22 protein-coding genes are annotated in these 20,311 nt (G+C 65.0%); 5 read left to right on the top strand and 17 right to left on the bottom strand.

Going from position 1 to position 20,311, the window contains the following annotated elements; all coding sequences use genetic code 11:
* Positions 1-176 precede the first annotated feature (176 nt).
* Entirely contained in the window at positions 177-1,151 is a 975-nt protein-coding gene (locus D619_RS0103560) for a nitronate monooxygenase family protein (RefSeq protein ID WP_017667194.1), read from the top strand.
* Positions 1,148-1,975 (top strand): enoyl-CoA hydratase-related protein, encoded by an 828-nt coding sequence (locus D619_RS0103555; protein ID WP_017667193.1) that lies wholly within the window; start codon positions 1,148-1,150, stop codon positions 1,973-1,975. The genes D619_RS0103560 and D619_RS0103555 overlap by 4 nt, the downstream gene beginning before the upstream one ends.
* Here the strand turns inward: D619_RS0103555 and madM are convergent.
* From madM to D619_RS0103505, 10 genes are all read right to left on the bottom strand, one after another.
* Positions 1,972-2,733 carry a malonate transporter subunit MadM gene (gene madM / locus D619_RS0103550; protein WP_017667192.1) on the bottom strand — a complete coding sequence of 254 codons (762 nt, stop codon included), beginning with the start codon at positions 2,731-2,733 and terminating at the stop codon, positions 1,972-1,974. The two genes, D619_RS0103555 and madM, sit on opposite strands and share 4 nt — an antisense overlap.
* Before the next feature lie 10 nt (positions 2,734-2,743).
* The gene (gene madL, locus D619_RS0103545; protein WP_017667191.1) at positions 2,744-3,103 is read right to left on the bottom strand and encodes a malonate transporter subunit MadL; all 360 of its coding nucleotides are present in this window, start codon (positions 3,101-3,103) and stop codon (positions 2,744-2,746) included.
* Positions 3,103-4,599, bottom strand: a complete 1,497-nt coding sequence (locus D619_RS0103540; protein ID WP_033372898.1) for an amidase — start codon at positions 4,597-4,599, stop codon at positions 3,103-3,105. Before D619_RS0103540 ends, madL begins: the two co-directional genes overlap by 1 nt.
* 123 nt (positions 4,600-4,722) lie before the next feature.
* Entirely contained in the window at positions 4,723-5,487 is a 765-nt protein-coding gene (locus D619_RS0103535; RefSeq protein WP_193743245.1) for a hypothetical protein, read from the bottom strand.
* Positions 5,488-5,600: 113 nt separating this feature from the next.
* Complete coding sequence (locus D619_RS0103530) at positions 5,601-6,125, bottom strand: hypothetical protein (RefSeq protein ID WP_017667188.1); 525 nt, start codon at positions 6,123-6,125, stop codon at positions 5,601-5,603.
* Positions 6,125-6,592, bottom strand: a complete 468-nt coding sequence (locus D619_RS0103525) for a hypothetical protein (protein WP_020480377.1) — start codon at positions 6,590-6,592, stop codon at positions 6,125-6,127. Before D619_RS0103525 ends, D619_RS0103530 begins: the two co-directional genes overlap by 1 nt.
* An 89-nt stretch (positions 6,593-6,681) precedes the next feature.
* Positions 6,682-7,209 (bottom strand): hypothetical protein, encoded by a 528-nt coding sequence (locus tag D619_RS0103520; protein WP_026090677.1) that lies wholly within the window; start codon positions 7,207-7,209, stop codon positions 6,682-6,684.
* Between the two features lie 42 nt (positions 7,210-7,251).
* Positions 7,252-7,542 (bottom strand): hypothetical protein, encoded by a 291-nt coding sequence (locus tag D619_RS0103515; RefSeq protein WP_017667185.1) that lies wholly within the window; start codon positions 7,540-7,542, stop codon positions 7,252-7,254.
* Between the two features lie 399 nt (positions 7,543-7,941).
* The gene (locus D619_RS0103510; RefSeq protein ID WP_017667184.1) at positions 7,942-9,000 is read right to left on the bottom strand and encodes an LLM class flavin-dependent oxidoreductase; all 1,059 of its coding nucleotides are present in this window, start codon (positions 8,998-9,000) and stop codon (positions 7,942-7,944) included.
* A complete protein-coding gene (locus tag D619_RS0103505; protein ID WP_026090676.1) occupies positions 8,997-9,932 on the bottom strand; it encodes an aldo/keto reductase in 936 nt (311 codons plus the stop codon). Before D619_RS0103505 ends, D619_RS0103510 begins: the two co-directional genes overlap by 4 nt.
* Positions 9,933-9,961: 29 nt before the next feature.
* Between D619_RS0103505 and D619_RS0103500 the strand changes: the two genes are divergently transcribed.
* Entirely contained in the window at positions 9,962-11,047 is a 1,086-nt protein-coding gene (locus D619_RS0103500; RefSeq protein ID WP_017667182.1) for a Gfo/Idh/MocA family oxidoreductase, read from the top strand.
* Between the two features lie 169 nt (positions 11,048-11,216).
* On the top strand, positions 11,217-13,550 hold the full coding sequence (locus D619_RS0103495) for a TonB-dependent receptor (protein ID WP_017667181.1): 2,334 nt from the start codon (positions 11,217-11,219) through the stop codon (positions 13,548-13,550).
* Between the two features lie 248 nt (positions 13,551-13,798).
* Here D619_RS0103495 and D619_RS0103490 read toward each other — a convergent pair whose 3' ends face one another.
* A complete protein-coding gene (locus D619_RS0103490) occupies positions 13,799-14,194 on the bottom strand; it encodes a metallopeptidase family protein (protein ID WP_017667180.1) in 396 nt (131 codons plus the stop codon).
* Between the two features lie 27 nt (positions 14,195-14,221).
* Here D619_RS0103490 and D619_RS0103485 point away from each other — a divergent pair, with 27 nt between their 5' ends.
* Complete coding sequence (locus D619_RS0103485) at positions 14,222-14,527, top strand: 4a-hydroxytetrahydrobiopterin dehydratase (RefSeq protein ID WP_017667179.1); 306 nt, start codon at positions 14,222-14,224, stop codon at positions 14,525-14,527.
* 71 nt (positions 14,528-14,598) lie between these two features.
* On the opposite strand, the gene D619_RS0103480 is transcribed toward D619_RS0103485, so the two are convergent.
* The 6 genes from D619_RS0103480 to rpsT form a co-directional block, all read right to left on the bottom strand.
* Complete coding sequence (locus D619_RS0103480; RefSeq protein WP_017667178.1) at positions 14,599-14,778, bottom strand: YegP family protein; 180 nt, start codon at positions 14,776-14,778, stop codon at positions 14,599-14,601.
* Between the two features lie 55 nt (positions 14,779-14,833).
* Positions 14,834-15,715: an SIMPL domain-containing protein gene (locus tag D619_RS0103475; protein ID WP_017667177.1), complete on the bottom strand. Its 882-nt coding sequence runs from the start codon at positions 15,713-15,715 to the stop codon at positions 14,834-14,836.
* 409 nt (positions 15,716-16,124) lie between these two features.
* The gene (locus tag D619_RS0103470; protein WP_017667176.1) at positions 16,125-16,904 is read right to left on the bottom strand and encodes an SDR family NAD(P)-dependent oxidoreductase; all 780 of its coding nucleotides are present in this window, start codon (positions 16,902-16,904) and stop codon (positions 16,125-16,127) included.
* Positions 16,905-16,979: 75 nt separating this feature from the next.
* Complete coding sequence (locus tag D619_RS16945; RefSeq protein ID WP_017667175.1) at positions 16,980-17,840, bottom strand: DMT family transporter; 861 nt, start codon at positions 17,838-17,840, stop codon at positions 16,980-16,982.
* A gap of 39 nt (positions 17,841-17,879) precedes the next feature.
* Positions 17,880-19,250 carry a chromosomal replication initiator protein DnaA gene (gene dnaA, locus D619_RS0103460; protein WP_017667174.1) on the bottom strand — a complete coding sequence of 457 codons (1,371 nt, stop codon included), beginning with the start codon at positions 19,248-19,250 and terminating at the stop codon, positions 17,880-17,882.
* 717 nt (positions 19,251-19,967) lie between these two features.
* Positions 19,968-20,237 carry a 30S ribosomal protein S20 gene (rpsT, locus tag D619_RS0103455; RefSeq protein ID WP_026090672.1) on the bottom strand — a complete coding sequence of 90 codons (270 nt, stop codon included), beginning with the start codon at positions 20,235-20,237 and terminating at the stop codon, positions 19,968-19,970.
* Positions 20,238-20,311 lie beyond the last annotated feature (74 nt).

Here is a 20,311-nt window from a genome sequence, read left to right as displayed (position 1 = left end):
TTGACCGGCGCACGCCACAGCATCAGTGCCAGCACGAGTCCCTGCGCCGTGCCGACCAACAATGTGATGCTCAACACGCCGAATTCGATCACGTTCCAACCCTCCCACATTCGCGGCATTGCTGCCAGCCTGAGCGCGGGTTAGCTTTTGGCCATATTCACTTGGGGAACCACGCCATGAAGACGCGCATCACTGAATTGTTCGGCATTGAACATCCGGTCATCCAGGGCGGCATGCATTATGTCGGCTTTGCCGAAATGGCCGCCGCCGTCTCCAACGCCGGCGGGCTGGGCGTCATTACCGGCCTCACCCTGGGCACGTCGGAAAAGCTGGCCGCCGAAATTGCCCGCTGCCGTGAGATGACCGACAAGCCGTTCGGCGTGAACCTCACCTTCCTGCCCAGCGTGACGCCGCCCGATTATCCCGGCCTGATCAAATCGATCATCGAAGGCGGCGTGAAGGTGGTGGAAACCGCCGGCAACAACCCGGCGAAATGGCTGCCGGTGCTGAAGGAACATGGCATCAAGGTCATCCACAAATGCACCAGCGTGCGCCACAGCCTGAAGGCCGAAGCCATCGGTTGTGACGCCGTTTCGGTGGACGGTTTCGAATGCGGCGGCCACCCCGGCGAGGATGATGTCGGCAACTGGGTGCTGCTGCCGCGCGCCGCCGAGGAGCTGAAGATCCCCTTCGTGGCCAGCGGCGGTGTCGCCAACGGCAAGCAACTGGCCGCCGCCCTGTGCATGGGCGCCGATGGCGTCAACATGGGCACCCGCTTCATCGCCACCAAGGAAGCCCCTGTGCACCAGAATGTGAAGGACGCGCTGGTCGCCGCCACCGAACTTGATACCCGCCTGATCATGCGCCCGCTCAGGAACACCGAGCGCGTGCTCAACAACGCCGCTGTCGAGCGCCTGCTGGAAAAGGAGCGCACCAAGGGCGCCGACCTGAAGTTCGAAGACATCATCGCCGAAGTCGCCGGCGTCTATCCCAAGATCATGAAGGACGGCGACATGGATGCCGGCGGCTGGTCGTGCGGCCAGGTGGTGGGCCTGATCCACGATATCCCGACCTGCAAGCATCTGATCGAAACCATGGTGCGCGAGGCCGAAGAGATCATCCGCGGCCGGCTGCAGAAGCTGGTCGCATGAGCGACACCCCGATCCGCTATGATCTGGCCGACGGGGTGGCGACGATCACGCTGAACCGGCCAGACAAGTTGAACGCGCTCACGCCCGCCATGCTGACCGATTTCTTCGCGGCGGTGGCAAGGGCCGGCGCTGATCCCGAAGCCAGGGTGATCGTGGTCACCGGCGCCGGCCGCAGCTTCTGCGCCGGGCTTGATCTGGCCATCATCGGTGGCGGCGGCAGCGGCGATGTGAACCCGTTTCCCGACACCGCGCCGCAATGGGGTGACGACATCGGCCCGGCGCTGGCCCCCTATTACAGCGGCGGCTGGCCCGCCCTGATCACCTGCCGCAAGCCCACCATCGCGGCGGTGAATGGCCCGGCGTTCGGCTGGGGCTTCATCCTGTCGCTCCACTGCGACATCCGCTTCGCCAGCACCTCGGCCCTGTTCAACGCCACCTTCGCCCGCATCGGCGTGCCCGGCGAAAAGGGTTCGGCCTGGCTGCTGACACGGCACATCGGTCAGGCGAAGGCCATGGACCTGCTCTACACTGCCCGGCGGTTCGACGGCACGGAGGCCAAGGCGCTGGGGCTGGTGAACGACGTGTTCGACGACGAGGCGCTGCTGCCGCACGTGATGGACTATGCCCGCAGCATCGCCACCTTCAGCGCCCCGCGCAGCCTCGCAGCGATGAAGGCGCAAGTGTGGACGGCGCTGGACGAGGACTATGCGACTGGCTTTGCCGCTGCCGACAAGGAACAGCATCTGGCCACCGGCACCAACGACTTCCGCGAAGCCTTCAGCAGCTACCGCGAAAAGCGCGCTCCGCGTTACACCGGCAGTTAAACCAGCGCCTTCACCGCCAGATACAGCACCGATGGCGCCATCAGGCAGCCAAGGCCGGTGTAGAAGGTGGAGGTCATCGCGCCATAGGGCACCAGCCTGGGGTCGGTCGCCGCCAGCCCGCCGGTGACGCCGCTGGTCGTGCCCATCAGCCCGCCATAGATCATCGCACTGGCCGGATTGTCGAGGCCGATGCGGCGGGCGACCAGCGGCGTTGTCACCATCACCAGCACCGCCTTCACCAGCCCGGCGGCGATGCTGAGCGAGATGATGCTGGACGAGACGCCCAGTGACGCGCCGGTGACGGGGCCGACGATATAGGTGGCCGCGCCAGCGCCGATGGTGGCGATCTCGGCCGGATCGGTGATGCCGAAACCGATGGCGACTGCGGCCCCCACCGCGAACGACAGCACGACGCCGATCAGGATGGAAAGGGCGCCCACCAGCCCGGCGGCGCGCAGATCCGCCAGCCGCACGCCAAATGCCGTGGCGACAATGGCGAAATCGCGAAACATGTTGCCGCCCAGCACGCCGATACCAGCCAGCAGCGGCCAATCCGCCACGCCATTCGTGCCGCCGGTATCGGCACCCGCCCAGAAGGCCAGCAGCAACCCCAGCGCGATGGCGATGGCCGAACCATGCACCGTGCCCCGCGCGACATGGCGGGACAGAGCGTAGGCCACTGCCATGACCAGGCCCACGAAGACGAACGCGACCAGCAGGCCGTTGTCGCCAGCAAAATCAGCCAGCCGTGCCGTCATGATCGCACCATCAAGGCCTTTGGGCCCAGCGGCTGAGCACCGGCACCAGCGCAAACGCCGCCAGCACGGCCAGCGCGCCTGCCGTGATCGCCATCACCCCGCCTGAAACCGCCGCAAACACATTCTGCCTGGCCGCCATGGCAACGATGATCGGGATATAGAGCAGGCTCCAATATTGGACGCCGCTGCCCGTGGGCGAACCTGGCTCCAGCCGCCGCCCCGGCAGGTTGGTGAGGGTGATCAGCAGCAGCATGGCGATGCCAACCCCACCAACATTGGCCTCCAGGCCCATTGTGGCCCCGATCAGATCGCCAACGAACAGGCCAACCAGCGTGCAGGCGGCCAGCAGCGCCACGCCATAGATGGGCATCAGGCCGCCAATCCGGGCGGCCGCTGCCGCACCACGGCGCTCGCCGCCTGTTCATAGGCGTGCGCCAGTTTCAGGCAGGCCAGTTCCGCACCGCGTCGGCCGATGATCTGGATACCCGCCGGCAGGCCGTCCGCCGAGAAGCCCGCCGGCGCGGCGAGTGCGGGCAGCCCGGTCATCGTCACCAGGAAGGTGCCGAGCATCCATTCGTGATAGGTGCGCATGCGTTTCCCGGCCACTTCGGTGGGCCAATTCTGCGCCACCGGGAAGGGCAACAACTGCACCGCCGGCGCGATCAGGAAATCATGGCGCTCGAACAGGCGGTCCACTGCCCGGGTCCACGCGCTGCGCACGGCCGACGCATTCAACACCTGCGCGCCGGTGATGGTGCGGCTGTTGGCGATTTCCCAATGCGCCTGGCTGCCGATCAGGTCGCGCGTCGCCGGATCATCGGCCAGTCGCTGCAGGCCGGTGCCCGACATCCAGCTGCGCAGCACCAGCAGCGCCTGCCACACGGGCTCGATCTCATGATCCACTTGCGCCACATCGACCGTGCAACCGATGCTGCGGAACGCCGGCAGCGCCGCCTCGCAAATCCGCAGCACCTCGGGCTCATGCGGCACGCGCCCGCCCCAATCACCCAACCAGCCGATGCGCACGCCCTTCAAATCCGCATCGAGCGGCCCGGCAAAGGCCCGTGCATCAACATTGATCGATTGCAGCGACTGCGGGTGCTTGCCCGCCATCACCGACAGCACCAGGCCCAGATCGGCAACATGCCGCGCCATCGGGCCCGGCACGCCCATCCGGCCAATCCATTGCTCATTGCCTTCGGGCGGGATCACCCCGGTGCCGGTGCGAAAGCCGAACACATTGTTCCACGCCGCCGGGTTGCGCAGGCTGCCGCCGAAATCCGACCCGTCGGCGAGCGGCAGCATCCTGAGCGCCAGGCCCACGCCTGCGCCGCCACTGCTGCCGCCAGCCGATTTGCTGGGATCGAAACTGTTGCGGGTCGGGCCATAGACGCGGTTGATGGTGTGGGAGCCAAAGCCGAATTCGGGCGCGTTGGTCTTGCCGATGAAGATGGCGCCGGCGCGGCGCAGCCGCTGCACCATGATGCCTTCACAGGTGGGGATCCTGTCCTTGTTGACCAGCGAGCCGCCGGTCGAGCGGATGCCGATCACCTCCGCAAGGTCCTTCACCGCCCAGGGCAGGCCGAACAATGGCCCCGGCGTCTCGCCTGCGCCCAGCCGCGCATCCATCGCCCGCGCCTGCGCCAGCAATTGGTCACCATCCTGCAGCGCGACAATGGCATTGTGCGCCGGATTGTGCGCGCCAATCTGCGCCAGCACGGCGCGCATCACTTCTTCGGCACTGGCCTTGCGCGCCGCGATCAGCGCCGCCAGGTGGCGGCCCGGCATGGCCAGCAGCGGATCGAGCGGCTTGCGCGGCTGGGCGACCGCCGCCGGTGCCAGCGCAAGCGCGCCTGCCTGCGCCATGAATTGCCTGCGCGTGCTGTCAAACATCCCCATGCTGCCCCTCGCGCCACGGGCCCAACCGGGCCGCTGCTGCGGCACAGACTGTGCGCAGTTATGGGAGTGGGCGCAAGCGCTGCCCTTGCCTCAGCTTTTCGGGTCGAGCCGCAAGCGCAGTTCCTGCAACACGCCAGGGGCAGGCCCCGTCGCCGAAGGCAGCACGAAGCGCGCGCCCGTGGCTGTGGCTGCCACGCCGGCCTTCAGCACCATTTCTCCGCCGGCAAGGCTGAGGGAGCCCATCCGGCTGTTGAGGCTGCCGACGAACTTGTCCACCAGCTCGGCAAAGGCCTCGGCACCCACCGGCTGCGTGCCATCGGCGGCCGGCTTTTCGGCCAGTTCGGCAATGCGGGCCTCGGCCCGGGCCAACGCCCTGGCCGCGCGCGCCAGTTCCTCGTTCAGCCCGGATTCCCGGGCCCGCGCCGCGGCCAATTCCTTCACCGTGGCATCCATGGCCGCCAGCGCGTCCGCCAGGCTGGCGCGCAGGCCGGCGACCGAGGTTTCACTGGCCTGCCGCGCCGCCGCCAGATCCTTTTCCAGTGCGGCGAGGCGCGATTGATGTTCGGCGCGCACCTCGGTCAGGCTGCGGGCCACCAGCGCGACAATCGGATCGGCGGCCTTGCCCGTATCGGGCGTTGCGACGCCCTTGATCACCGCATCCAGCCGGTCGCGCAGCAGCATCACATCCGCCGCCGACATCAAGCCGGCGCTGGCCGGTGCCGAAGTGCGGTCGGAAAGCGGGACCACGGGCTTCACGGCGGGCTTGGCCGGCTCCCTGGCGGGTACGGCAGCGGGCGCTGCCGCTGTCACGGCCGGTTTGGCGGGCGCCGCTGCCGGTGCGGGCGTGGCAGCCACAGGCCTGGGTGCGGCAGCCGGTGCCGCGGGCGGCGCCTTGCCGGCAGCGGCAGGGCGGGCAGGCAACGGCTGGGCCGGCGCCTTCGTGGGCGGTCTGGTCGGCTTCCTGGCCATCACTTCAATCCATCGAGCAGGCGCACGGCCAATATTTCACCCTGGTCCGACAGCGCCCGGACCAACGTGCGATCGGCACTGATGGCGGTATAATCCAGGCGCACCTCCTTGCCGGCCGCCAGCACGGGCGACACGTCGGGCAGTTTCAGCATCTGCGCCTGCATCTCCGCCCGCGTGAGCGGCCGGCGGGGCGGCGCTGTGCCGCCCGATGGCGGCGAGGCGGACGTTGGACCGGGTGCGGGCGCAGCAGCGCCCAGTGGATCCGACATCGCCACAAAACGCATGGTCACCCGCGACAGCGCCTCGGCATTGACCGTGCCGGTGCGGGCCAGGGCAGCGTTGACGGCGGCGACCTGCAAGGCTTCGCCCCTGGTGCCTTCCACCGTCACCATCATGTCCATCGTCGCTTCGGCGATCGCCATGCGGGTCGGCGCTTGCGGCGCATTGCCGATCAGTCCCACCTGCGCGTCGCCCAGCGATGCGCCGGCGGCCCGCATCAATGCATCGAGATTGACGGTCGGCATCAGCCATCCTCCCGCGTGGTGCGCCGCTCCGGTTCGATGCGGATCGGCGATGGCACTGGCACCAGAACGGCGGTCAGGCGCGATGCCACCCTGGTTTCGCGGTTGAAGCGCCGATCGAGTTGCACTTCGCGCGTGGAGGCGAACAGGCCCAGCCGCTTCTGCTTGGTCTGCTCATTCTCGCTCTCGACGATGTGCACATCCATCGATACTTCGACCGTGGCTTCGCGGAACTGATAGAAGGTCGGCATGATGCCGATTTCCAGCAGCGAGACTGTCTGGGTTTCGGCCCTGCTGAACTTGATGTTGCCGTCGGCATCCACCGTCTCGATGATCGCGGGAACGATTTCGACCTGGGATTGGGCCAGTTCCAGCGCCATTTCCGCACTGGATCGATCCAATGCCAGCTGGGCATCGGCGATGCCTTCGGCGAGCATGCGCACGAGATCGCCAAAGCTGACGTTGGCCACTTCCGGCAGGGGTTGGGCGGGGGATACCAACGGGGCCCGAAAGCCGGGCACCCCCCGCTTGATCGGTGGGACCGCCATGGTTCGATCCCTCAGGGTGTCGGCGGCGTGGCGACGCGATTATCCACCGTCTTGATCTGCGGAAACAGCCGGGCTGGCGGCGGCACCGGCACCATGCGGGTGAGCAGCCGGCTGGTGCCACGCACTTCCTTGGAAAATTTGCGGTTGTGCGCCACATCGACCCGTACGCTGGCGCTCCACATCGCAAAGCCCACCTTGGCCTTGGTCCCCACCTTGATGCTGGTCTCGGTGTTGAGCGAAGTCTTGATGTCCATCGTCACTTCGATGGTGGCTTCGGCAAATTGGTAGAAGGTCGGGAACAGGCCGACCTGCATCAGCGACATTTCCACCGCCGGCGCCGTCACAAAGCTGACATTGCCATTGGCCGCGATGGTTTCGGTGATCTGCGGAATGATCTCGATCTTCTCTTCCGCCAGCGCCTTGGCGGTTTCGATGCTGTTGGTGTCCAGCGCGCGCTGCGCCTCGGCGATGCCCAGCGCCAGCTTCAGCACCATTTCCGGCAGGGGCACATCAAGTAGTTCTTGTCCGACACTTGCCATGATCACTGCTCCTTCACTGTCAAACGCGAATGCGTGCCGGGATCAGGGCCGGGCACCCACAAGTTTCTGAAAAGCTGCAAAACGCTGCGGATCGATCGAGATCGGGCCGGCCACCCGCACATCCTCATGCCGCTGCAACAGCGGCAGGTTCCGCAGATCGACGATGGCGACCACGCGATGGTTCGGCAGAGCCGCAACGGCGGTGCCGCCCACCATATTGATGGCGGCAAGCGGCGAACGGTGGCCAATGACGAGGCACATCGCACGACCTTCTGCGGCGGCCGAGACATCGGCACCAAAATGGTCAGCAAACTGATTGTGCAGTTGCGGCATGAAAATTCCCCACAACCGAAGTGTCCGTGATTCGCCAGTTGGAGTCAAGCAGTCGAGCTTGCAGTAACGGCGACAGCAGATGTGCTGCAGAATTCGGGACGTGTTGCGGGGATTCTTCGAGAAATTGGCACTGGGTCGCCAATATCTTCAACGTCGCTGCCTGTTAAGATTTTCATCACGCCACATTCAGGCCCGATTCCGCAACCAACTGTCACATTTGTGCAATTTTCGCGGCGGATCAGGTCGGGCGCGCTTGTGTCCTGGGTGAATCGAAGAATGCGCTCATCCTGAACCTGTCGAAGAGCGCACCTGTCCAAGCGCGTGCCGCGACAGGCGCGGCCCGGGCGGTTCAGTCTGGCTGCACATGCGCCCAGGCGCTGGCCTCAGCCAGCGCGCCGCTCACATCACCAGCGGGCCGTGTGCCAGTTTCGGCAGCACATGCCGGCTGAACAGATCAGCTTCACGGGCATGGGGGTAGCCGGAGAGGATGAAGGCTTCCATGCCGGCGGCCTGGTAGGCCTGCAGCTTGGCGACGATCTGATCGGGATCGCCGACCAGCGCGGCGCCGCAGCCCGACCGGGCACGGCCGATGCCGGTCCACAGATTGTCCTCGACATAGCCGTCCGACGCCTTGTCGCGCAGCTCGGCCTGGCGCTGGACGCCGACGGACTGGCTGTCGAGCGACTTGGCGCGGATGGCGTCACCGGTGGCGGCGTCGAGCTTGGACAGCAGGTGATCGGCGGCGTTCCGGGCCTCAGCCTCCGTCTCGCGCACGATGACGTGGACGCGGTAGCCGAACTTCAGCGTGCGGCCACGCTTGGCGGCGCGGGCGGTCATGTCGGCGACGACTTCCTTCACCTTGTCCATCGTGTCGGGCCACATCAGATAGACGTCAGCGGCTTCGGCGGCGGCCTCGCGCGCGTCTTCGGACAGGCCACCGAAATAGAGCGGCGGGCATTTGCCGGAAACGGTCTTCACATTGGGCGGCGGCAGCTGCAGCTTGTAGAACTCGCCCTGGTGGTCGAGCGCGTTGCCGTTGAGCAGGACTTTAAGAATCTTCATCACTTCGACCGTGCGATCATAGCGCGGCTTGGAAGCCAGCACTTCGCCCGGCATGTCAGACGAGATGATGTTGACGGTGAGGCGGCCACCCAGGATCTGGTCGAGCGTGGCGATCTGGCGAGCCAGCTGCGGCGGCCAGGTTTCACCGACGCGGATCGCCATCAGCAGGCGGATGCGCGTGGTGAGCGCAGCGATGGCGCCGGCAAACATCTGCGTGTCGATGCCGAGCTGATAGCCGGACGGCAGCAATATATTGTCGAACCCGCCCTTTTCGGCGGTCAGCACGATATTGCGGCAATGTTCCCAGCTGGAGCGCAGGCCCGGATCAGGCACGCCCAGAAACTCATAATCATCGTCGCACAGCGCGGAGAACCAGCTGATTTCGGGCCCACTCACGGCAAATTCTCCCCAAGCGATGCGACCAGGATGGCGTACCATTCCGCCCGCGTGAACGTCACCTTGAAAGCATCGGCCGCTTCGGCAATGCGGGCCGGGTTCTGGCTGCCCACGATCGGCGTGATGCCGGCCGGATGCGCCAGCACCCACGCATAGGCCGTGGCGGCGATGCTCACGCCGAACTTCTGCCCGTGGGCGGCAAGCGCCGCCTTGACGCGGATCAAGCGGTCATCCTCGGCTTGTCTGCGTCCCGGGCGCGGATCGCCATCGCCCAGCCGGCCCTGGCCCAGCGGCGACCAACCGAGCACGGCCTGACCCATTTCCATGGCGAGATCGAGCGTGCCGTCGAACAAGGGCGCCAACGCCAGCACCGAGAATTCCGGCTGCGTGGAAACCAGCGGCGCTTTCAGATGCGCCGCCAGCGCGCGCGTCTGCGCCGGGGTGAAGTTGGAGACGCCGACCGCGCCGATCTTGCCGGCCTGCACCTGCTCGTCGAGCGTGGCGGCGACATCGGCCCAGTGGGTAAGCATGTCGGGCCGGTGGATCTGCCACAGATCGATACGTTCGACGCCCAGCCGCGTGAGCGAGGCATCAATGGCGGAAACCAGATATTCGGGCGACGAGTCGTAGGGAACACCCATGCTGATGCCGCCCTTCGAGGCCAGCACGATCTGCCCGCGCAGGGCCGGGGCGGCCTTGAACACGCGGCCCAGCAGTGCTTCGGAAGCGCCGAACGGCTCGTCATTGTCGGGCCCGTAAATATCGGCCGTATCGAAGAAATTGATCCCTGCCGCCAGCGCCGCCTCGCAGCGGGCCTGGGCGGCGGCAACATCATCGCCGGCAAAGCGCCACATCCCCCAGGCCAACGGGCTCACCTGAAATTCGGACTTGCCCAGCGGGCGGCGATTGGGGCTAAGGGCTATCTGCGACATTTTGGTCTGATAGCGCGAGGAACTGGCAAATGGGAAGCACCGATACGATCCGCTGGGGCATTGTGGGCACCGGCATGATGGCGCTGGAACATGTCGCCAATATCCAGCTGCTGGGCGGCGGCAGCATCACGGCCATCGCCGATCCGGTGCCCGCCTGCCTCGATCGGGCGGAAAAGGCCATTGGGCACGCCGTGGCACGTTTTCCTGATGCAGCGGCGCTGGCGGCGTCGGGCCTGTGCGATGCGGTTGTCGTCGCCTCGCCCAATTTCACCCATCGCGCCGTGCTGGGGCCTCTGATGGACGCTGGCCTGCATATCCTGTGCGAAAAGCCGCTGGCGACGACGCTGGAAGACGCCAAGGCCGTGGCAGCTTCCGTGGCGGGCTATGACAAGACCTTCTGGACCGCGATGGAATATCGCTTCATGCCGCCGGTCAGCGAGTTCGTGTCGCACATCCACGCCGGCAAGGTCGGCACGCTGCAGATGCTCTCCATCCGCGAACATCGCTTTCCCTTCCTGGTGAAGGTGGGCGACTGGAACCGCTTCTCGGTCAACAGCGGCGGCACGATGGTCGAAAAATGCTGCCACTTCTTCGATCTGATGCGCCACATCGTGCAGGCCGAACCGGTGCGGGTCTATTGCAGCGGCGCGATGGACGTGAACCACAAGGATGAACGCTACGACGGCAAGACGCCCGACATCATCGACAACAGCTATACGGTGGTGGATTTCGCCAATGGCGTGCGCGCCATGCTCGATCTGTGCATGTTCGCCGATGGCGCCGAGCAGCAGGAAGAAATCCTCGCCACCGGCGACAAGGCGCGCCTGGACGTGCTGATCCCGGCTGGCGACATCATCCACAGCCCCCGCGTTGGCTTCATGAATCCCAAGCAGGCGACGCGCTGGCATGTCGAAACCCCGCCTGATGCGCTGGCCGCCGGGCAGCACCATGGTTCCACCTTCTTCCAGCACCGCCATTTTGCGGCGGCCGTGCGGGGCAACGGCCCGGTGATCGTGACCGCCGATGATGGCCTGCGCGCCGTCGCCATCGGCCTTGCCGCCGAAATTTCGGCAAAGGAACACCGCGCCGTGACCATGGCGGAACTTGGCCTGTAGCGCGCCGTTTCGAGTGTGACTCTGTTACCACAGCGTGGCCGGAACTGCACAAGAACGTTCCCAACCCAGATTGACCTCGGTCAAGAAAGCCTGTCTTGGCAATGCAACACGCCGCAGTGAAGCTGCGCGATGAAGCCGGCAATCGTCCGGTCAATTGAAGGGGAGTGACATGATCCGCAGCATCCTGATGAGCAGCGCCGCCTTGTTCGCCTTGGCCGCCGCACCGGCCCTGGCCCAGACCGTGGCCGAAGACAATGAATCAGTCGAAATCATCGTCACCGCGCAAAAGCGCAGTGAAAAGCTGCAGGACATTCCGCTCGCCGTGTCGGTGGTGGGTGGAGACCAGCTCGCCCGCCAGGGCGCGCTCAACCTTGAAAACGCCCAATATCTTGTGCCGTCGCTGAACTTCCGCAAGTCGGGCACCAGCATCAACCAGTCGCTCTATATTCGCGGCGTTGGCACGGCGACCTTCTCACTGGCCGGCGAACCGTCGATCTCCACCGTGCTTGATGGCGTCGTACTGGCCCGCGCCGGCGAAGCCTTCTCCGATCTGGTCGACATTGATCGCATCGAAGTGCTGCGCGGCCCGCAAGGCACGCTGTTCGGCAAGAACTCCTCGGCCGGCGTGGTCAACATCGTCTCCAAGCGCCCGGGCGATAAACTCGGTGGCTATGCCGAAGGCGGCTGGTTCTTTGGCAACGGCAATGAATATCGCGTGCGCGCCGGCGTTGACGTGCCGCTGAGCGACAACGTCCGCACCCGCCTGACCGCCTTCTACAGCAATTATGACGGCAACATCTTCAACGATGCTGCCGGCGTGAACCGCCGCGTCAACGGCTATGACCGTTACGGCGTGCGCGGCATCATCGAAGCCGACCTGACCGAGACAGTGAAGCTGACGGTGATCGCCGATTGGCGCAAGGCCAACGACGATTGCTGCGCCGAAGTGATCGGCACCACGCCCACCGGCGTGGCCGCACTGGCGCTGGCCGGCATCAATTTCCAGGGCGATGAAACCCGCACCGTGCGGCACAATCTCGTTACCCGCACTGAAGAAGAAAGCTATGGCATCTCGGCCCAGGTGGATGCCGAAGTCGGCACCCACACGTTGACCTGGATCAGCGCCTGGCGTCGCTATGACAACCGCGAAATCCGTGAAGGCGATTGGGTGGGCGGCGCCTTTGCCGGCCTGGCCCAGCTGCACGATGATGGTCCGCAAACCGGCACCACCTTCAGCCAGGAACTGCGGCTGACCTCGCCGGCTGATCAGGCCTTCACCTATGTGGCCGGCGCCTTCTTCAGCCGCGCCGTCACCGAACGCACCTTCAGCCGCTTTGTCACCCGCTGCGGCAACGCGCCGTCGCCGGTGGCGCTGGTCACCTGCGGTTCGCCCGGCTTCCCGGCCGAAAATGTCAGCGGCACCGCAACCTTCGGTTCGGCCTTCGACAACTATGCGCTGTTCGGCCAGGGCACCTATGCCTTCAACGACCGGCTCCGCGCCATTGTCGGCCTGCGCTTCACGGCGGATGAACTGTCGATCTTCCACAGCCGCGTCGCCTCGCCCAACATCGGCGGCCTGCCCGGCATTGCCCGCAACTTCGATCAGGGCGTTTATGACAGCTCGAACTTCGGGCAGAACAACGGCGATCCGACCCTCAGCAATGGCACGCCGTTCCGCGCCAAGACCAGCGCCACCAACCTGTCGGGCAAGCTGGGCCTGCAGTATGATTTCAGTGACGATGTGATGGCCTATGGTACCTACAGCCGCGGCTACAAGGGCCCGGCCTACAACACCTTCTTCAACCTCAACCCGACTGGCACCAACGTCATCGCGGCGGAAATCGCCGATTCCTATGAAATCGGCCTGAAGAACACGCTGTTCGGCGGCTCGCTGACGCTGAACCTCGCTGCCTTCTATGCGAAGTACAAGAATTTCCAGGCCAACAACCCGGATCTGGTGGCTGGCGTGGTGGTGACCCGCTTCACCAACGCTGGTGACGTGTCGACCCGCGGCGTTGAACTGGACTTCGTGTGGCGCCCGGCCAAGGATCTGAATTTCGTGGGCGGCCTTGCCTACACCGATGCGCAGGTTGATGCCTTCCGTGCACCGCCGGGCGCTGCCGTGATCCCGGCCGGCACCCCGCTGGGCTTTGCGCCCAAGTGGAAGGGCAGCCTGGGTATGGATTACCGCTATCGCACCGGCGGCGCAGTTGATTTCACCCTCGCCGGCAACGTCTCGACCCAGTCGAGCCAGCTGTCGTTGTTCGATGCCAGCCAGGCGATCCGCGATGCCGGCACGATCCGGCCCTACAGCCTGGTTGATCTGCAGTTCGGCCTGGTAGAAAAGGATGACAGGTTCCGCCTGACCTTCATCGTCAAGAACCTGTTTGATCAGAGCTTTGCGGCGCAGATCACCAATGGCGGCCCCGGTGGGGCGTTCCGTTACCTGATCCCACGTGAAGCGGATCGCTATTTCGGCATCACGGGCCGGGTGAATTTCTGAGCAGTGCGGCGCGTGGCTAACGCGCAGCGTTAGCCACCGACTCGCACAAGCACGGACGGCGAGCGAAAAGGGCGGCCCCTCAGGGCCGCCCTTTTTGACTCGTCCGACGGCGTGGCTCCGCCACGCACTGTCTTGCTCACTTCCTGCTCACCCCAAACGGACTCGGCGGCTCCGCCGCCGGCCGTGGCCAAAATGGCATTTTCGTGGGCGCCCTCGGCCGAGCTTGCGCTAGTCTGCGAATAGCTGCGCTATTCGCTCGCCGCGCTGCTCTCGATCTCGTCCATCGCCTCGTCGCTCAACCCGAAATGATGCCCCACTTCGTGCACCAGCACATGGGTCACCAGCAGTTCCAGCGTCTCGCCGCTTTCGGCCCACACATCGAGCATCGGCCGGCGATAGAGGAAGATCATGTCCGGCAGCGCGCCGGTCGGCACATCGCCCTTCATGCCGACATGCCGGCCCCAATAGAGGCCGAGCAGATCCCATTCCGTCTCGAGGTTCATTTCGGCCATCACCGTTTCGTCGGGGAAATCCTCGACCTTCAGAATGACGCTGGCGAGGTGGCGACGGAACTGGTCGGGCAAGCGCTCCACGGCGGCTTGTGCGAGGCGTTCGATATCGGCAAGGGAGGGGGCAAGCAACATGCAGCCACCATAGAGGGGAAGCCGGCCATGGTCGAGAAGCTGGATGAGACCGCCCGCGCCGCCCTGGGCCACCAGGTGCCGGGCTGGCAAGTGGACGGCGAACATCTGAAACGCAGCTTCCGATTCAAGGACTTCAGCGCGGCCTGGGGCTTCATGAACCGGGTGGCGCTGCTGGCCGAGGCACAGGATCATCACCCCGAATGGTTCAATGTGTACAACAAGGTGGAGATCGCACTGACCACGCATGATGCCGGCGGGCTTTCGGCGCGCGATGTGCGGCTGGCGAAGGCGATCAACGCGCTGCTGAGCCAGCGTCTCTTGCATCAGGACTGAGCCGCTCATGCCCAGAATCAACAAGGGCGGCACCTTGCGGCACCGCCCCCGTCAATCACAATCGCGGTGGATCAATCTTCCTGTTCGACCGTCGGCGCGCCGGGGCCGTTCTTCTTGATCGATTCGATGGCGTTCACCGCCGAGGCCTTCGACGAATAGCCCTGCGTGGAGAACATCACCTCGCTGTTGTACATAAAGCGCACGCGAAACTCGCCGGCCTTGTCCTTGTAGATTTCGAACTTGTGAGCCATTTGCGCTTCTCCTCCCCTTAATCGCTGCTGAAGCTATAACGCTGATTCCATGCCGTCAACCGGGTGGCAGCAGGCCATAGATCACACAGGCCTGGGCGGTGAGCGAATGGAGCGGCGGCTGCAGCGTCACCTGCACAGCCCCGGCCAGTTTCTCCAATCCCGGCGGCGGCGGCGCGGCCATCATCGCTGGTGCGGCATCGGCATGGCGCGCCATCGAACCCGACACCTGCACATCGGTGGCCGGGCTTTCGCCGGCATAGCTGGGCCAGCCGGCCAGCACCTGCGTCTGGCAGACGCCGCCCGATGGATCGATCAGCTTCACCATCCCAAGCCGGCTGCCGGCCGCCACCGTGGCGAGGCGGGCGCGGCGCGCGGCATCCTTCACGGCGGCTTCAAACAGCCAGGTCTTCAACTCGTTTTCCGGCTCCAGCTGGAAGGCAGGCGTGTCGATGGCCGATGGCCGGGCCGCCACGGCCAGGCGATAGGCGCGCTCCAGCAGCGCAGTGTCGCGCACTTCCACGCTGAGCACCGCCGTCACCTCATAAGCCTCGATCATGTCGGCGCGGCTATTTTCGACCAGCGTGCCATCCTTCTGGCGATACTGGTCATACAGCGGCCGGGTGGAAAGGCTGGTGGTCAGCCGCACCCGTTCCTTGCCGAGCGCGGCGAGCGCCGCATCGAGTTCCTTCGCCTTGACGGTCGCCGCGGTGGTGGCGCCGGCCGCGGTCTTCTCGACGGCGGAGAAGCGGGCGGCAAAATGGGCGCGATTGGCCGGCACTTCGGTGCGGACATGGCCCATCGATGCGATCACCGGGTCTTTCATCCACCACGGCGCCGGGATGAAGGGCTGGCCGATGCTGGCGGGCGGGGTCTGGGCAAAGGCGGGCGCCGCGATCAGAGCGGCGAGGAGGGCGGCGGGAAGCAGGGCGTGTTTCATGGGAACGACTTTGGGGCGCGATGTGTTGCGGGATGATGAATGAGCGGCCTCTGTCCTACAGGGGCAAGGCCTGTCATGCTGGCCACCGAGCCGGGGTTTTGACGTCGGGCCGGACGACTCGGTGAACATGTCTGAAAACGCCCATAATGCGGAAAAAGTGTCAAATCTGGCTGCGCTGTACCGAACAATTGGTTCTTTGAAAATTGAAGGGAAAAGGGCGCTGTTTGGGCGCGGCCGGCGGCAAGGCCGCCGAGTCCGCTTGAGGTGTCAGACAAAAGAAGAATGAGCGCGGCAAAGCCGCGCCGTCGGACGAGTCAAAAAGGGCGGGGAAGTGCCCCGCCCTTTTCGCTCGCCGTCCGATCTTGCCGGAGTCGGAAAATAGCGCTGCTATTTTCACGCCCGGCTGCGATTACCGCGGCGCCATCCGGATCCCGCCATCCAACCGCACATCCTCGCCGTTGAAATAGGAATTCCGGCACATCTCGACGGCCAGCGAGGCATATTCCTCCGGGCCGCCCAGACGCTTGGGGAACAGCACGGTGGCCGCCAGCGCCGCCTTCACATTGTCCGGCGCACCCTGCAGCAGCGGGGTGTTGAAGATGCCGGGCAGGATGGTGTTGACGCGAATGCCCTCGCTCGACAGGTCGCGGGCAATGGGGAGCGTCATGCCGACGACGCCGCCCTTCGACGCGGAGTAAGCCGCCTGGCCGATCTGGCCGTCTTCGGCAGCGACCGAAGCGGTGTTGACGATGGCGCCACGTTCGCCGTTTTCCATCGGCGGCAGGCTCATCATGCCAGCGGCCGACTTGGCGATGCAACGGAAGGTGCCGACCAGGTTGATCTGGATGATGCGATCAAAGGCATCCAGCGGGAAATGCTTGATGCTGCCGTCCTCCTTGGAACGGCTGGCGGTCTTGATGGCGTTGCCGGTGCCGGCGCAGTTGATCAGGATCCGCTCCTGTCCGATGGCGGCGCGGGCCTTGGCGAAACCGGCATCCACTGACGCATCATCGGTGACGTTGACGTTGCAGAACACGCCGCCGATTTCGGCCGCCATGGCTTCGCCCTTCTCGGCATTCATGTCGAAAATGGCGACCTTGACGCCATGGCTTGCCAGCAGCCGCGCCGTTGCAGCGCCAAGACCCGATGCACCGCCGGTAACGACCGCCGAACAACCTTCCAGATTCATGTGAACCTCCCCATGTGTGAAATGTGATGACCGCTTATGAGCAGCGCTGCCAGCGCCCGCAACCTTTCCAAACAATCAGCCCAATTTCTTCAGCTGCGCCTCGCGCCAGGCCAGATAGATGGTGGAACCAAGGATCAGCGCCCCGCCCGCCAGCGTGAGCGCATCATAAGTCTCGTCAAACAGCAGGATACCGGCTGCGGTGATCAGGCCAAAGCGGACGAAATCCAACGGCAGCACGGCAGAGGCTTCGGCCAGCGAGAAGGCCCGGGTGAGGGTGAGCTGGCCGATGGCGGCGGCCGCACCAATGCCGGCCAGCAGCGGCCACACCATCAGCGGCGGCGTTTGCCAGACGAACAGTGCGACAGCGAGGCTGGGGATCGTTGTCAGGATGAAGGTCCAAGCCGCCACCGCGCGGGCATCATCGACCCCCACCAGGCTGCGCATGGCCACGATCGAGTAACCGGTGGACACCGCCGAGATGATGCCGGCCGCGATGCCGGGGGTTAGCGGCAGCTGGCCGGGCCGCAGCACCAACAGCATGCCGACAAAGCCGACGGCCAGCGCCGCGATGCGCCGGGCGCGGATGCGCTCCCCCAACACCAGCACGGCCCCAAGCGTGCCGAACAGCGGTGCCGTGTAGTTGATGGCCAGCGTGGTGGCGAGCGGCGCGTTGGCCACTGCGTAGAAGGTGCCCATCGTGGCGATGAAGCCCGAGGTGGCGCGGCCGAGATGCACCTTCATCCGATCCAGCCGAATAAGGCCGGGGGAGCGCAGGATCATCGGCAGCAGGAAGAGCAGGCCGAGGAAATTCCGGAAGAAGACGATTTCGAAGCTGTGCAATTCGCGCGCGGCGAAGCGGATCATCACCCACATCGACGCGAACGCGCAGCAGGACAGGACGAACCAGAACGGGCCGGAGTTTTTCAGGCGCTGCACACCATCGCCGATACCCGCTTGGAAACGGGCTGAGAAGCCTCAGCCGTCGAGCAGGCGCGTGAGGGTGGCGACGTCGCTGTCGATCTCGCGATCGTCGGCACGCAGTTGCTCCACCCGCTTCACCGCGTGCATCACGGTGGTGTGATCGCGCTTGCCAAAGCGGCGGCCGATTTCCGGCAGCGAGCGCGGCGTCATCTTCTTTGCCAGATACATGGCGATCTGGCGCGGCCGGGCGACTTCGCGGGCCCGGCGTTCCGACAGGAGATCGGCAACCTTCAGGCCATAATAATCGGCCACCTTGCGCTGGATCTCGTCGATGGTGAGTTTCTTCTCGTGGGCCCGCAGCAGATCGGCCAGGGTTTCGCGGGTGAAGTCCAGGCTGATCGGCTTGTTCACCAGCAGCGCGAAGGCGGTGACGCGATTCAGCGCCCCTTCCAGTTCCCGCACATTGGCGGTGATCTTGCGGGCCAGGAACTCGATCACGTCGTCGGGCACATGGGCGCGGCTGCCCAGCGCCGCCACCTTGGCGTGCAGGATATTCAAGCGCAGCTCGTAATCGGCCGGGTTGATATCGGCGACCAGGCCCCACGCCATGCGCGACAGGATGCGTTCCTGAATGCCTTCGAGGTTTTGCGGCGAGCGGTCAGCGGTGATCACCAGACGCTTTCCGGCACCGATGATCTCGTTCATCGTGTGGAAAAATTCTTCCTGGGTCGATTCCTTGCCGGCGATGAACTGCACATCGTCGATCATCAACAGGTCGACCGAGCGCAGCCGTTGCTTGAAGCTGATCGTGTCCTTGGCGCGCATGGCGGCCATGAATTCGACCATGAATTTCTCGGCCGACAGATAGGCGACGCGGGCGCTGGGATGGTGGGCCAGATAGGCATTGCCAATGGCGTGCATCAGGTGGGTCTTGCCGAGGCCGGTGGTGCCATGCAGGAACAGCGGGTTGAAACCGGGCGCGCCGGGTTCCGCCATGGCCAGCGCCGCGTTGTAGGCCAGCTCGTTCGACTTGCCGACGATGAAATTGTCAAAGCTGTAGCGCGCATCGACCGGCAGCGGCTGGCTGACGGCAGGTGCTGCAACCTTGGCCACCGGCGCTGCCGCCATGGCCTGGCCCTGCTGCACGGTCACACGGCGGATCGATGGCTGATGCTGCGACCAGTGGCGACGCAGCAGATCGGCATAATTGCTGGTCACCCAATCCGCGGCAAAGGCCGACGGCGCGGCCAGGCGCAGCGTGTCACCATCGCAGCCGACCAGCACCAATGGCGCCAGCCAGGCTTCATAGCTGTGATCACCGGCATCCACCTTCAGGGCCGCGCGCACCCGGGTCCACACGTCGCGTTCAGTAGCGGAAAAATCGATCGGACCACCCTGCGGCACCGGCTGAAAACCGGAAGGCATAACTGATGCAACAGCCGTCGACACGCACCCCACCCTTCCGCCGACCCCGGCAATTGACCCAAACCCCCGCACCGAGGGTCGCTCTTCCTTGCGCACGCGATGCCAGCCGGCCGTTTTCAGCCGAACGCAGTAGCCCCTCCGCACCTCAACCAAGGCACAGCCGGCGTCGCTTGTTGCGTGATCGGGACGTTTGACGTTCAACACGCCGGCCGCCCCAAACCCACCGCCAAATAAGCAGGGCAGGCACAGGGCTGCAAGCGACCAATTTCCATCCACAGCCAAATAAAGCTGTTGACAGCCCATCTGGAGACTTACCGTGGAGGGCGTCGTAACACTCTGGATTTACGCACCGAATCATTGCTGACGGTCGAAGCGCTCGAAGGCCGGCGGCAGCTAAGCGCTTGGATTTTTTGTGTCAGTCCAATGACGCTTTGATGACGTTGCTGACATTGACGCTGTCATTTTGCAGCGCAGCAATTCACCCCTTCGTTGCAGCAAGAAGCGGCTTGTTCCCCTTTGGGTCCACTTATCGACCGACAACAAGGGCGAATCAGCCCCTGTGGCTGCGAATCACCGCTGCAGACAGCGAATCGGTCACGGCATGGCGCGACATCGGGAACGGCTGTTCGCAGCCCCAAACGAAAACGGAGCGCCGCCTGTCGGCAGCACTCCGTTTCAATTCGGCAAGTCGGCGCGCCATCGGCAGGCCGGAACAGCTCAGGCGGTAGCCAGGCCCTTCACGCGCGCTGCGAGGCGGCTGATCTTGCGCGACACGGTGTTCTTGTGGAGCACGCCCTTGGCAACGCCACGCATCATCTCCGGCTGGGCCGCCTTCAGCGCTTCGGCAGCAGCGGCGGCATCGCCGGCGGCAAGGCTCGATTCAACCTTCTTCACGAAGGTGCGAATGCGGCTGACGCGCGCCTTGTTGATCGCGGCACGTCGGTCGTTGCGGCGGATACGCTTTTCAGCCTGGGGCGTGTTGGCCATGATTTCCTGCAAGTCTGTTCAATGATGGACAGGCACAAGCCCTTGCGGGGCCGCGCCGGAAGGTGAGCGCCATA

Origin of the sequence: Sandarakinorhabdus sp. AAP62, assembly GCF_000331225.1 — a bacterium.
Classification (GTDB): Bacteria; Pseudomonadota; Alphaproteobacteria; order Sphingomonadales; family Sphingomonadaceae; genus Sandarakinorhabdus.
Note: the sequence above shows the minus strand (reverse complement) of the source record. Positions and strands in the feature narration are given on the sequence as shown.